Source organism: Candidatus Cardinium sp. cBcalN2 (assembly GCF_022810445.1).
In the GTDB taxonomy this organism is placed as follows: Bacteria; Bacteroidota; Bacteroidia; order Cytophagales; family Amoebophilaceae; genus Cardinium.
Genome location: NZ_JAACGD010000021.1, coordinates 1 through 14,154 on the forward strand (window position 1 = coordinate 1; position 14,154 = coordinate 14,154).

The window sequence follows — 14,154 nt, forward strand, 5'->3', positions numbered from 1 at the left end:
TTTCCGCAACTTTTTACCAGAGCTTGATTTTTTGCTTACTTTTTTATCAAGAAAAAAGTAAGATAAAAAACCTTATTTATTGCACTACTTCGTCTGTTTGATTAGTTGTACTAAAATTTTCTGATAAGCTGCTATTAGGTATCATATTAGTTAGTAACATATGACCTTGATTTAGCACGACGTTAGTTGCTACCTTTGCAGCACCTGCTATTAGATACCTATAAGGTCTTGTTAAGTTTACGAGTTGTGATACAGTAGTTGTTACCGGATCTGAGCTTTCTGTCACATTATCGTCTATTTTATCAGAGGCTAGGGGTATCGTTTCGTTTAAGGCTGTTGCTGTGCTTTGACTCGATTCTGTTGGCATACCCCACAGGGACGTATTACTTATAGTATTATAGACTACAGTTACTCCAGTTGTGGCAAAGTCTGTTGCATTATCAACGAGCGGCTTCATTTCGTTTAAGGCTGTTTCTATGCCTTGATTCGATGCTGTGGACGTATTCGACAATACCCATAATCCAGTACCTACAGCACCTATTACACCTACTGTTGTAAAAGCTATAGGGCGTGCATATCTTTTTAAGCCTGCTTGTACTCCATGTCTATCCCAACCTAGCTTTTGCTTTGTATTTACACAAGAGGATAAAGTATTTAAAGCTAAGAGGCCAGCAAATAGACCCACTCTGCAACGCGTATATGTTTTTTTCATAGTATTAATGTTTAATTGTATGTGATTATAATAACCGCTAAGCCAAATTATGGCCATGCCTAACGGATAATCTATCGATGATATGTACCCTACTTTTGCTTTATTCATAAAGCAAAAAAGAATACTTTACAAGCAGTAATGGACGCTAGCTATCCAGCTACCTTGCACTTTTAATCTAACAAAGAATAGCTATAAATACAAACAAAAAATCCTATAAATCAACATATTTAAATATATTTTCAGTATAGTAAATATGGAAAATTTTTACTTTAAAACTAAACCAAATAGATCATACAACCTTAGCAAACAATAGGTCTCTGCTACCAGCCGTGTTAGGTAAAGCAGCATGCTCCCATTATAAAAAATCTATTCAATCAACTAGTTCAGCAGGTAGTGGTCTTTTTATCGGCTATTTACCGTAAATTACTTCTGTCTATGTATATGGAACTTGATTACTTTAAAAATTATGTCTACACATACCCCCTCGCATAAGATTAAAAAAAGAGAAGCAGTGCAAAACTATACTACACTTATTGCTAAGATCTTACAAGAAGGTCTTAATCAAAGTTATACCCTACAACAACTCTTTACATCCTTAAAAATCAAAGCAAAATCAGATAAAGCAAAAATTAAAAAAGCTTTATCGGAGCTGCTAGATAAGGGTACTATTAAAAAGATAAGAAGAGGAGGTTATCTATATGCCAGCGGGCCTATTTATCTAACAGGACGAGTAGATTATGTCCGTTCTGAGTATGCTTATGTTGTAGTACCTGATCAACCCAAAGATGTACTGGTGCGTCAAAAAAACCTACTATCTGCCTTAGATAAAGATTTGGTTAAAGTTTGCTTGCTCCCAAGCAAAGGTGGCAAGCGGCCAGAAGGCGTGGTTGTAGAAGTTATTGAACGCAACCCAGCACCTCTCATTGGACGTATCATTGTTTCTGGCAACCAACCCCAAGCCATAGTGGAACAAAAACGCATCACTTACACCATTTTATTAGAGGGAGACAATACCTCCATGCTTAAAAAAAATGATAAAGTGGTGATTGCATTAACTTCTTTTCCAGCTAGCGATAAGATCGTGACGGGTAAAGTAGTCCAATACCTTGGCCAGGCTGGTCTACATGAAGTAGAAATGCATGCCATTATGGCTGAATTTGGCTTAAAAGAGACTTTTCCAGACAGTGTTTTGGCAAGCATTAAAAACATACCTACAGTTATCACAGAGGTGGAAATAAACAAAAGAAAAGACCTACGGCATATACCTACCTTTACGATAGATCCAGCAGATGCTAAAGATTTTGATGATGCTCTCTCCTATCAACCCTTAGCCAATGGCCACCATCAAGTAGGCATTCATATCGCAGATGTAAGCTATTACGTTTTACCAGATACCTTACTAGACCAGGAAGCTTACTTGCGCAATACTTCCGTCTATTTGGTAGACCGCTGTATTCCCATGTTGCCCCAACTACTTTCTAATGAATTATGTTCTTTGCGGCCCAATGAAGACAAATTAACTTTTTCAGCTATTTTCGAATTGGATGCAGTAGGCAATCTCTATGACCAATGGTTGGGAGAAACGGTTATTCATTCCAATAAAAGATTTTCTTACCAAGAGGCTCAAGAAAACATAGATGACCAAAGAGGTGATTTTTACCAAGCGCTTACGTTATTGAATGACCTAGCCAAACAGCTTCGGAAAAAGCGCTTAGCAAAAGGAGCCATTAACTTTGAAACGAGAGAGCTAGTCTTTGAACTGGATACCAATGGAAAACCGATTCATATAATACCAAAGCTACGTACAGATGCACATAAGCTGATTGAGGAATTTATGTTACTAGCCAACAAAGAAGTGGCTACCTATGTAGCTAAACTAAAACAAAAAAAGGAGAAAGTAGGGCCTACTTTTATCTATAGAACCCATGACCATCCGGACCCAGATAAATTAAATGAATTCTTTTTATTTGTCAACCAACTAGGGTATAAAATCAACAGCGCTAACATGCCTATATATAAAGCCATGCATCTGCTAGAAGAGGCTATTCAAGGCAAACAAGAAGAGAACATTATACAATCATTGGCAATCCGATCTATGGCTAAGGCGCTTTATACTACAAAACCCAATCTACATTTTGCACTGGCCTTTCGGCATTATACTCATTTTACTTCACCGATCAGAAGATACGCTGATTTATTAGTGCACCGTCTTTTGAAGCATTATTTAAAGGGTGAACGGCTTTATGATGCAGCATCGTATGAAAAAAAATGTCAATATGCTGTAGAACGAGAATACCTTGCTGTAAATGCAGAAAGGGCCTCTGTAAAGTATAAACAAGTAGAGTTTATACAAAATTTAAAAGACGAAATATTTGAGGGGATCATCAGTGGTATTACTGAATGGAATATCTATATAGAAATTCTATCTAATGGTTGTGAAGGGATGGTGCGTCTAGCAGACCTTAGCGATGATGTCTATGTTTTTGAGGAAAATAACTTTCAAGTAGTAGGTAAGCATTTAAAAAAATGCTACCGTTTGGGGGATATGGTAAACGTGAAAGTCAAAAGTTGCGATTTGGATAAACGGTATATTAATTTTTGGTTATGTTAGGGAGCAAGGAATTGTATTTGTTCACGCAATGGCATGAACTTAAGATCTATATTTTATTGATTTTCAAATATAATATTCTTAACGTGACCAACTGGTACTTAGTAATTTTTATGCCACTTTTTTCTTGATAAAAAAGTGGACAAAAAATCAAGCCCTGTGTAAAAAGTTAAGGAATTGGGCAACAAGGGTCTTACCCCCTACCCCTATTCCGAAAAGGGCCTAGTTGCTCTCCAGCAGCTGCCCTCATATACCAATTATTTTTAAACCTTTTATTTATTTTTTTTCCTTTGATAATCACCAGGTTTTCTGCATTTCTAGCTTGTGCACCATGTGTCCAATTAAAAGAACCTGTGATAACATATGCTTCATCAATAATCATAACTTTATTATGAGCATAACCAACTGTTTTGTCAATTATAATAGGAATACCATTTTCTAGTAATTCACGCACCTTACTACCCTTTGTAGTCTGCGCATCTTTATCTATCAATACATGAACCTCTACCCCATTTTGATGCGCTTTTATCAGTGCAGTGGCAATCTTATGAGAGGTTATCACATAAGCCTGTACAAGAATTAAAGCTTTGGCAGCTAGAATCTTACCAACAATAAGATCCATACAAGGATCCTGTGGAGTAAACCAGACTTGTATGTCTAAATCAGAGTTGGATCGACTAGCATCATGGCAAGCGCTATAATTAACCAGCAAACTGCTCAATGCAATGATAACAGTTGCTAGAAGCTTTACCCATGCATGGGTAATACGAGGCATTTTTTGTATAGTAGATTTTTTCATGAATGGTTATATCGTATCGATATACGTCTGATATAAGTAAACTAAAAATAGCTTTTTTACTAACGCCATAAACAGCCAATGGTGTTTTTTCTTTTTGTGCATGGTCCTGCCATAATGGTGAATGAATACCATGGTTGTTAAAAACTAATTAAAAGTTGTATGGTTCCATCATGTCTGCCTCTATTGCATCTACTGGTTGTAGTTGATTTTATTGTAGATAGATCATCGGATGAATATATAAAACTATATCTAATTTCGAAACGAACCGACTCCATAGGCCGGGAGCAAATTAACCAAGTCGTAGCAAAGCCATGACCATAATAGGGGCGAAACTGAGTGCCACTATATAATGGATTAGGCAGATAAAAGTATAACCTGGTAGCATAGTTGTCCGTGTTAAAGTAGATGAGTTTACAAACAAATTGCCATTTATTTACTTTCCACTTTTGTGTGCTAGATAAGGCATAACCATCATGAGTTTTCCCTAAAAACGTATAGCGGGTATATTGTACTACGCAATGGGTCCGCCAATAATGGGTAAGCTGGTGATCTATCTTACACTTCAAACTGTTTTGGGTAGCTATTGCAACAGTTATTGCATCTGACTGATTATTTTCTTTTACTTTAGGCTTATTTCTTGGATTGTTATGCAGCTTATGTTGCATCACCCATATTGTTTTACGGCTCAAAGCATAACTAGAACGTGTCATTAAGCGATGGCCAATACGCGAGATGGCTAACTGTGGCTTAGGAGATAAAGTAGCAAAAAAATGGCCACTCGTTGTGAGTTGCCAGCTGGATAAAGGCGTAAAGATCAAGCCCAAATAAGTTCCTTTTTCATTTGCATGATCTGTAGTATAACGTTTAAAGGGATGACCATATGGGCTATAAAATCCTTGACCATAGTAATATAATGCAAGGGCAAGATCAACATAGCGAGAAAAGCTTATAATAGACCCTGTAATCACCGCTTTTGATTTTTTTGCTTGAATAGTATGTGGCAAGGTCAGCCCTGCCTCTCCAAAAAAGAGCACGTTTTTCCATAACAGACGATAAAATAAACTACCAGCAGATTGTTTTTGCCATAAATAGCATTTAGTGGCTGCTTCCTTTCGTACAATAGGTAGGTCGTAATGATTATAAAGCAGATTGATACCCAATTCCGTTTGATTTCTATCATACTGCTTGCGTATAGTACATCCCAAGACCTGTTCATGCAGGGTTCCTTTTTTATCTAATTGATGGATGGTATCATACTTACCAGTGTCATCTATGCGCTTGCTATAGGGTTTATGGTCTTGATCTAGTTGGATAGTAGCATCTAGATGATTGTTTGCATAAAATCCGGTTAACTCAATAGGCCCTAGATCGGATGTGATGGCTAGACCACGCAAACCAGTACGCCTAATTCCCTTATAGGGACGAATGCCCAGGTTATTAGACCAGATGATAGAAGTGATTGAATCGCCTAGCTGCTTATAACCTGGACTCAATAGCAAGCCTTGTCCATAGCCAATTTGATAATCACCAATGATTATCCGTTTAATTGTTTTTTTATGTTTTACCATTAGAAAAATAGACCATAGATTAAATCCATAACGGTAGGTAGCATGATCCCAGCAAAAAGCTTCTCCTGCTTGTTTTCTAGCAGTGATACCCCATGTTATATCATTTAGATGGTTACAAGTAAGTTGTACCATACATTTAGCTAAATTACCTAAGGTAGGTAGCTGTTTACCAGTCCTTTGGCTCAAGGAAGGTGCATAACGAAATAAAAAATAATGATAGTTACTTTGATTAATTTTTGGATAATGTGATGGTAGGTGGTCGTTTTCAACTACATAGACAAAAGGTAAAAGCAAGGCTATCGTGGTTAAATCAAAACCAGGAATAGCCTGTAGCTCGTATCTAGAATAAAGCGGCCCTGTAGCAGCTACATGATTAAAAAAACTTTTTATTTGTTCTATAGATAAAATACCCAATGCGCCCAATGATGCTGCTGTTACCTTATTTAAATCTAGTGGGGTAGCATAAGCTTCTCGGAGAGCTTCTTTAATAGATTGAAAGTCTGCTTCTTCCACAAAATTCTGCCGCTGGTAGATCGCGTGTATATAATCATCAAAAGTAACCAAACGGGTTAAAGTCGAAGGAAAAGCCAAGCATACTTTTGAAACCAACAGTATAAAACAAATAAGCCACCTGCACATCTTCGCATTTGTAAGGTACTTAAAAAATAAGCGCTGCTTTGGATAGGGTATGGTTTGATGGTAAGCTATTTCATTGTGAAAAACAAATTAGATAAAATATCTGGTGATAAAAGAATCAACCATTTAACCCAATAGTATAGCTTGAAAAATTCTTTATAACTATGTACCTTAGCATAGTTCAATATTGACTTTAACAAAGCTGAACCTAACAGCCTATCTTACCATGTTCTATTTTAGATTATCTTATGCCATTGTAAACCGCTTTATGGGCGAAAAAAAGGCTTTCTGGATATTTTACCTATTAGGTTTTATATTTTGGGCGCCCTGTAGTGCCCATGCCAAGCCACCCCAAACTGGTCATCAGAATGGAAATGCTATTATGGAGCATGTAGCAGATGCACATAGTTGGCACTTTGCCACCATTGCTGGGAAACATATTGAACTACCATTACCCATTATACTCTATTCTGCAGATAGAGGTGTAGAATGTTTTTCCTCTGCCCGTTTTTATGATCAAAACCACCAATCTATTCCATTTCATGGCTATCACCTTGTTCATGAGACAATTCATTGTTTAGATCCAAATAGATCTGTCTTGGATCTATCTATTACTAAAAATATAGCTGCTATGCTATTAAGTACTTTACTACTCATAACTGGGCTACTATGGGTAAGCAAGAGATATAGACAAGCGCCACTTGCACCACCCAAAGGATACTTTGCCTGTATAGATCTGATCATATCCTTTATAAAAAATGAAGTAGCTATGCCCAACATAGGCCCGCAACATTGTGCAAGATTTTTACCTTATTTACTAACTATTTTTTGTTTTATATGGCTTAATAATCTTTTGGGGCTTCTACCAGGTGGTGCCAATGTGACAGGCAGTATTTCAGTCACCTTAGTACTAGCGGCTTGTACTACGCTTATTACCATTTTTAATGGTAATAAACATTATTGGCACCATATATTTAAACCAGAAGGCGTACCTAGCTGGTTGTTACCCATAATGATTCCAGTAGAAATATTGGGTATTCTAACTAAGTTTTTTTCCCTTATGGTACGGTTATTTGCCAATATTACGGCAGGCCATATTATCTTATTGAGCATTATAGGGCTTATTTTTACCATGAAAAGTATCTCGATAGGCTTTTTAGTCAGCCTACCTTTTGGTACTTTTATGTTTTTATTAAAGTTACTGGTTGCATTTTTGCAAGCCTATGTTTTTACACTACTTTCTGCTATTTATTTTGGACAGGCTGTTGATGAAGGAAGCCATTAGCCATTAAAATGGTTAAATTTGATTACTTTTTATGTATATTTGTCTAACGTCTTTAACGATTAAACGAAATTTTATATGTTGGCTTTATTAGATATGACTTTATCATATGCTGGTGCTGGTATTGGTGCAGGCATCATTGCACTAGGTGCAGGCATTGGCATTGGTAAAATTGGTTCCTCTGCTATGGAAGCCATAAGCAGACAGCCAGAGATGAGTTCAAAGATTCAAACGGCTATGATTATTGCCTGTGCACTGGTTGAAGGTGTTGCGCTTTTTGGTGTATTGGTTTGTCTTTTGATCGCTACCAAATAGCATTTCTTCTAGAGAAGGTAACCCAGCCTGTTCTTCTACAATCCTAGTTGTTATGAATTTAATAACGCCCGATTTTGGCATTATATTTTGGCAAACTACTACATTCTTAGTAGTCCTTTTGATATTATCTAAATTTGCTTGGAGGCCCATTTTAGCCATCGTAAAAGCACGAGAAGATGAGGTAGCCCATGCTATGGCTAAAATCACGCAAGCCCAGCTATTAATTAAGCAAGCAGATGATGACCGAGCTAGGTTAATAGAAGAAGCTCGCACAGAACGTGAGCGGATTATTGGCCAAGCATTGGCCACCCAACAAGCCATTATTGACCAGGCACATCAAGAAGCCTTAGTGGTGAAAGAACATTTATTAAAAGCAGCTAAAATCGAAATTACTAGAGAGGAAGCACGTGCGCTTGAAACATTAAAAGCCAATGTTGGGTCATTAGTGGTGCAAGTTGCAGAAAAATTATTGGTCAAAGAACTCAGTCAAAATGGGGCGCAATGGGAACTAATAGAGCGGCTTATGGGAAATGAAAATGCAGCCACTTAATGAAGACAAAAGCTTGATTTATGTTAAAAAACAATAAGATAGCAGCACGATATGCTAACGTTTTTTTAACCCAAGCCATTCAAAATGGCACACTTAAAAGCATCAGCAGTGATCTTTCTTTTTTGCAAAATCAGTTTAAAAGTCATCCTACGCTCGATAGCTTACTCAATAATCCTACCATACCTCGTTCTGAGAAACAGCATTTGCTTAAAACCATTTGTAAGCAAAACCTCCATCCGATGCTATGGAGGTTTATTGAACTCATTATAGACCAGCATCAAATTGATTTACTAAAAGAAATCTTAAATGCTTTGTCCATAGCCTACCAGGCTCATATGGGCATCCAATCTGCTATTTTAACCACTGCTATTCCGCTACCAGAATCATTAATGAAACGAATGGTAGAAGAGGTAAAAAAGTGGGTACCTTGTAAAGAAGTTTTGATGGAACAACAAATTGACCCCTCTATTATCGGAGGTTATATGCTTCAAATCGGCGCATTAAAACTAGATAGAACTATAAAAAATTATCTGCATGGTCTGCAAAACTGTTTACACAGCTCACAAAGCTGCCATCTACTAAACGTAATTTAAGCATTCGATCCAACTGCCAATTGGCAGTAAAATTAGTATTTCGAAAGAAGGCCAGTCAGCAGACCAAATTATAACTAAACAAATGGCACAAATCAATACAGATGCGGTTACAGCAATACTAAAAGCACAATTAGCTAATTTTAAAACCGAAGCTGAACTAGAAGAAACCGGCATAGTGATTCAATCGGGTGATGGTGTAGTCCGAATCTACGGTCTTTTACATGCACAAGCAGGAGAATTGCTTCTTTTTTCAAATGGGGCCAAAGGATTGGCTTTAAACTTAGAAGAGCATATGGTAGGTGCCGTTATTTTGGGAGAAGCAAATTCTATCAAGGAAGGTGATGTAGTCACTAGAACCAAACATGTCGCCTCTATTCAAGTAGGTGAAGGATTACTGGGACGTGTGGTAGATACCCTTGGTTTACCCATAGATGGCCATGGTCCTATCGTTGGAGAAACTTTTGAAATGCCTCTAGAACGAAATGGCCCTGGTGTGATTTACCGTCAACCGGTAAATAGCCCCCTGCAAACAGGATTAAAAGCCATTGATGCCATGATTCCTATTGGTAAAGGACAAAGGGAACTGATTATTGGTGACAGGCAGTCTGGCAAAACTTCCATTGCACTCGATACGATTATCAATCAGCGTAGATTATTCGAACAAGGTAAACCCATTTACTGTATTTATGTAGCCATTGGTCAAAAAGCATCTGCTGTAGCTGGTGTAGTAGAAACATTGACCAAACATGGTGCTATGGCCTATACTACCATTGTAGCAGCCCCCTCTTCTGCTTCTGCACCCATGCAATCCTTTGCACCTTTTGCAGGAGCAGCCATTGGTGAATTCTTTAGAGATACAGGTAGAGATGCATTAATTATCTACGATGATCTTTCGAAACAAGCTGTTGCTTATAGAGAGTTATCGCTATTGTTACGGAGGCCACCTGGTAGAGAAGCCTTTCCTGGTGATATTTTCTACTTGCACGCTCGTTTATTAGAACGTGCAGCACGCATTATTGCCAACGATGGCATGGCTGCTACTATGAATGATATGCCAGATGCCTTAATTGGTAAGGTCAAAGGAGGAGGATCACTCACCGCACTGCCTATTGTAGAAACCCAAATGGGTGATGTATCTGCTTATATTCCTACCAACGTTATTTCAATTACAGATGGGCAAATATTTCTAGAAATGAATTTATTTAATGCAGGCATTAAACCCGCCATTAATGTGGGTATTTCTGTATCTCGCATTGGCGGTGCTGCGCAAATTAAAGCCATTAAAAAAGTAGCTGCTACCCTAAAATTAGACCAAGCCCAATTTGCTGAACTAGAAGCTTTTTCAAAGTTTAGCTCTGATTTAGAAGCTACTACCAAAAGAGCGATTGAGAGAGGACGCCAGAACCAAGAAATACTGAAGCAAAACTTACACGCCCCAATGGCTGTAGAAGAACAAGTAGCCATTTTATATATAGCCATGAATGGATATTTAGATAGAGTACCACTCAATCAAGTAAAAATATTTGAAAAACAATTTTTAGACTTATTGCGTGCCCAACATCCTACCATGCTCTCAACCATTGCAGAAAGCGCATGGGGAGATGCAATCATTCAGCTACTGGTAGAGGTAGCGGAACCTCTTTTACTAAAATATTCAGATTGATCACTATGGCACATCTTAAGGAAGTAGTAGACCGCATAAACCTGATAGGCTTTACCCAGCAAATCACCCAAGCTATGAAAATGGTATCTGCTTCAAAATTGCATAAGATTCAACAAGTGCTGTTGCCTTTAAAAGTCTATACAAGAGAATATAACAGATTGTTGCATAGGCTTCTACAAGCTATAGATGAGGGTCAGCTAACGCATCCTTTAACAAAGGCCAAAATAGGGAAACGGTTATTAGTGGTAGTAATGGGATCCAATCGAGGGTTATGTGGTGCCTTTAACAAAAATGTGCTCAGAGCAGCGAATGAATATATTACAACCCGCCAAAAAAAGGCATCTACTACCATAGAGGTGCTAGTTATTGGAAAAAAAGTCCATCAGTTTTTTAAAAAGTATGATATACCGCTTATAGAGCGCTATGTTAACCTTGTAGAAAAAGCAAACGATCAGGCCAGTAGTGAGCTAGCTACCTATTGTATAGAAGGTTTTGAGCAAAACCATTATACTGAAATTGTATTGGCTTATACTGCTTTTAAAAATTCGGCCAAACAAGAAGTAGTCATAGTACCTTTCTTACCTTTTTTACCTAATCTAGATCTAGCAACAGATACTCCCCCCTCTTCTACTCGATCCCTTGACTATATTTATGAGCCTTCACAGGAGCTATTGATCGCACAGCTTATTCCTGAAATACTCAAACATAAAATGATGCATATGCTGGTTGAATCTAGTGCTAGTGAGCATGCTGCCAGAATGGCTACCATGACCCAAGCAACTGATAACGCAGATGAGCTTTTAAAAGTATTGCGTATTAGCTATAATAGAACTAGACAAGCATTGATTACAAACTCATTAGCAGAAATTACAAGTGGTGCAGAAGCTTTAGCAGAAACGTAAGAGGTGATAGCCAGAGTAGATAAGCTGATTCAGTAATAAAAAATAAGTGTTAGTCTTGAGTCGAAACCGTAACTTTCTGTTCTTTCGTGCACGCTGTTCCAGAGTATCTGTTCCTGACACTGTTAAAAAATGAATTTTTTAAAGCTACTTTTTGCTTGATCAAAAAGTAGCCAAAAAATCAAGCGCTGATGAAAAAAGTGCGCGTTTTTTCCTAGCATAAACCATAGTGGTGAGCGGAAACTAATTATTTTAACTTACTTAGAGTGACTAAATTTAAATCAATAATCCAGTTCAACGAAAAAGTTAAAGTATCACAACATAGGCTGAGCATGTAAAATAGGTTCTATCTTTTCTTGAAACACTTTCCATGGATCTCCACTTTTTACTTCCACATTAACCAATTTGATACCTATCTCTTGAATAATAGGATGTTCTTTAATGCGCAGAAAACGATTCGAATCGATTAAATATTTTTCTTGCTTACCTTTGTATTCAAACTTTTTTCCAGCACGTTTTTCTGCTGCTATATAATCTTCTGTAAGTATAATAGAAAGAAAAGGATACATATGCCTTATATGTTTGGCAAATAGGAAAAAGAACTTTCTAGCCTCTTCCAGCTCCCAATCAGCTAGCTGATTTTGATAGCCAAATGTTTCTAAAAAGGAACCCTTAAAGACTACTATATCGTAGTGATTCCAGTCAATCTGATCAAATATTTCTTTACTACAGGTAAGGTAAAGTAAAGCTTCTGTAAAAGCAGACAACGCCATATGATGATGTAAGACTATGTTATTCGCTAACTGACCATAGTTAGATCCCTTCGGATCGGCTATGCCAGTTACTCTTTTCCCTTTTTTTTTAAAAAACTCCATTATATAGTTTGTTATTTCTTGTCTAGGAGTACCAGAGATTCCATTAATGGTATATAAAAGAGCCATGACGATTATCTTTTTTACTTTAACTAAACTAACTTATTGAGCAATACATCTATCACTAGATAAACATAAAAATAAAAATTTACCAAAATGAACTACGCAGAAGATGGTAAGTTCACATTTAAAGATGGTGATTATAAGTGTAATCTGTTTGTTTATGATGTAATATATGAAGCTGTAGGAAGTGCTCCTCACAATGGTTATCATCCTCATACTGCTAAAAAGTAGGCAAGTTCTGATTCTATTAAGAATTGCAAATACATGGGCACTTTAGAAACATGGCAGGCAGGTGATGTTATTGCTAAAGAAATCAATTATACAAATGCTTCTGGCCATTGTGGGATTGCAGTTAGTAGTACAGAGGTGGTAGCTGCTGGTTCCAATAAGGTAAGTCAAGGTTCTCATGGTTTGATTGGTGCTACCGTGAGAAGATATACTGGTGATTAAGTAATTAAAATAATATTGATTATGAATGTAATAAAATAAATAGAAACATTACAACTTCAATGCTTTAAAAGCAAATATACCCATTTCTAAATAACTAACTTGAGAAGTATGCATAACAAGCACCAAGTTATATGGGAGACGGAGGATTTAATTTATCAATTAAGAAATGTTATGCAATTAGTGAAAGGAATATATGTTTATATTTATGCAAGAATAGGATATGACTATAACCAATTTGCAACAAATAGATAGGTGTGTAATGCTAAACGAGAATTATTAATTATGTCTTCTCTGTTTATTTCAGTAGATAAGTTACTATGTTACTCCAAGTCATTCTTATGTTTTTGCTTTGCGGCATCATTTACTTCAAGCTTTGTATATGCTCAACAAGATTTTTGGCTAAATTGTGCACATTATTTTATTTCATTTCCTCGTTACGAAAATCACAAAGAACCTACGGATCTTCTTGAGAACGGTTGTAAATGGGGTACATGGGTAACTTTTTCTAACAAAGTTATAGCTATTGAATTGAAAGTAGGTCAATGGGAGCATCCTGAAGAGCTATTCAGATCTAAAGATTTTCTAGTGATGTACAAGCATCCATCTTATTACCAACAAGCTGTATTAGCGTATTTAGCAGAAAGTTTCCCAACAGATAAACAGAAAAAAATTGCTATTTATGCGATGAGGTATACCTATGATTTTTACACTTTTTTAAAAGAATGCTTTAAACTTTATAGACATAAAAAACTATCCAAATCACTTTTTGAAACCGTATTGCAGTTGAAGTTTCTGTTTCCTACATATGATTACGTGGCCTCAGAATCTAACAGAGATGCTTGTTTTATTGCTCTATTGCAACAAATAAGAAAAGAAGAAATATTGGATGGATCCTTACGAAAAACAATTACGCAAGTGCTATCGGGTAATTTGATTAAGAAATCGAAAGAACATCCAAAACATGCCATTTTTGAAGCCCAAAAAGGTCCTTTCGACCTGAAGGTTATTTTTCAGCAAATGGCAAAAGAATGTGAATCCTATGATGTAGACACCTGTAGTAGTTGATATTTAATCGGACATTTGTTAATTTGTGTTGATATAAATAACAACAACTATTATGAACTTACATCAAAAAATCATCAAG

At 36.8% G+C, this 14,154-nt stretch carries 14 protein-coding genes; 10 read left to right on the top strand and 4 right to left on the bottom strand.

Going from position 1 to position 14,154, the window contains the following annotated elements:
- Nucleotides 1-76 precede the first annotated feature (76 nt).
- On the bottom strand, nt 77-820 hold the full coding sequence (locus MUW74_RS00775; protein ID WP_243553012.1) for a hypothetical protein: 744 nt from the start codon (nt 818-820) through the stop codon (nt 77-79).
- A 358-nt stretch (nt 821-1,178) separates the two neighbouring features.
- Between MUW74_RS00775 and rnr the strand changes: the two genes are divergently transcribed.
- Nucleotides 1,179-3,323, top strand: coding sequence for a ribonuclease R (rnr, locus tag MUW74_RS00780; protein ID WP_243517336.1), 2,145 nt, complete (start codon nt 1,179-1,181; stop codon nt 3,321-3,323).
- A gap of 190 nt (nt 3,324-3,513) precedes the next feature.
- On the opposite strand, the gene MUW74_RS00785 is transcribed toward rnr, so the two are convergent.
- Together MUW74_RS00785 and MUW74_RS00790 are read right to left on the bottom strand one after the other, a co-directional pair.
- Nucleotides 3,514-4,119, bottom strand: coding sequence for a phospholipase D-like domain-containing protein (locus MUW74_RS00785; protein WP_243517338.1), 606 nt, complete (start codon nt 4,117-4,119; stop codon nt 3,514-3,516).
- Between the two features lie 137 nt (nt 4,120-4,256).
- A complete protein-coding gene (locus MUW74_RS00790) occupies nt 4,257-6,278 on the bottom strand; it encodes a helix-hairpin-helix domain-containing protein (RefSeq protein WP_243517343.1) in 2,022 nt (673 codons plus the stop codon).
- A 271-nt stretch (nt 6,279-6,549) separates the two neighbouring features.
- Here MUW74_RS00790 and atpB point away from each other — a divergent pair, with 271 nt between their 5' ends.
- The 6 genes from atpB to atpG all read left to right on the top strand — a co-directional run bounded on the left by atpB (nt 6,550) and on the right by atpG (nt 11,628).
- Entirely contained in the window at nt 6,550-7,608 is a 1,059-nt protein-coding gene (atpB, locus tag MUW74_RS00795; protein ID WP_243517345.1) for a F0F1 ATP synthase subunit A, read from the top strand.
- Between the two features lie 75 nt (nt 7,609-7,683).
- The gene (gene atpE / locus MUW74_RS00800; protein WP_243018613.1) at nt 7,684-7,920 is read left to right on the top strand and encodes an ATP synthase F0 subunit C; all 237 of its coding nucleotides are present in this window, start codon (nt 7,684-7,686) and stop codon (nt 7,918-7,920) included.
- Between the two features lie 52 nt (nt 7,921-7,972).
- Nucleotides 7,973-8,470, top strand: coding sequence for a F0F1 ATP synthase subunit B (gene atpF, locus MUW74_RS00805; protein WP_243517347.1), 498 nt, complete (start codon nt 7,973-7,975; stop codon nt 8,468-8,470).
- Nucleotides 8,471-8,490: 20 nt separating this feature from the next.
- Entirely contained in the window at nt 8,491-9,063 is a 573-nt protein-coding gene (atpH, locus tag MUW74_RS00810; protein ID WP_243517349.1) for an ATP synthase F1 subunit delta, read from the top strand.
- Nucleotides 9,064-9,145: 82 nt separating this feature from the next.
- Nucleotides 9,146-10,726: a F0F1 ATP synthase subunit alpha gene (atpA, locus tag MUW74_RS00815; RefSeq protein ID WP_243517351.1), complete on the top strand. Its 1,581-nt coding sequence runs from the start codon at nt 9,146-9,148 to the stop codon at nt 10,724-10,726.
- Between the two features lie 5 nt (nt 10,727-10,731).
- On the top strand, nt 10,732-11,628 hold the full coding sequence (gene atpG / locus MUW74_RS00820) for an ATP synthase F1 subunit gamma (RefSeq protein ID WP_243517361.1): 897 nt from the start codon (nt 10,732-10,734) through the stop codon (nt 11,626-11,628).
- A 311-nt stretch (nt 11,629-11,939) separates the two neighbouring features.
- Here the strand turns inward: atpG and MUW74_RS00825 are convergent, their stop codons facing one another.
- Nucleotides 11,940-12,566, bottom strand: coding sequence for a hypothetical protein (locus tag MUW74_RS00825; RefSeq protein WP_243518821.1), 627 nt, complete (start codon nt 12,564-12,566; stop codon nt 11,940-11,942).
- Nucleotides 12,567-12,653: 87 nt separating this feature from the next.
- Here MUW74_RS00825 and MUW74_RS00830 point away from each other — a divergent pair, with 87 nt between their 5' ends.
- From MUW74_RS00830 to MUW74_RS00840, 3 genes are all read left to right on the top strand, one after another.
- On the top strand, nt 12,654-12,791 hold the full coding sequence (locus tag MUW74_RS00830; protein ID WP_243518818.1) for a hypothetical protein: 138 nt from the start codon (nt 12,654-12,656) through the stop codon (nt 12,789-12,791).
- A gap of 33 nt (nt 12,792-12,824) precedes the next feature.
- A complete protein-coding gene (locus tag MUW74_RS00835; RefSeq protein WP_243518815.1) occupies nt 12,825-13,010 on the top strand; it encodes a hypothetical protein in 186 nt (61 codons plus the stop codon).
- A gap of 282 nt (nt 13,011-13,292) precedes the next feature.
- Nucleotides 13,293-14,075, top strand: a complete 783-nt coding sequence (locus MUW74_RS00840; RefSeq protein WP_243553013.1) for a hypothetical protein — start codon at nt 13,293-13,295, stop codon at nt 14,073-14,075.
- Nucleotides 14,076-14,154: the final 79 nt, after the last annotated feature.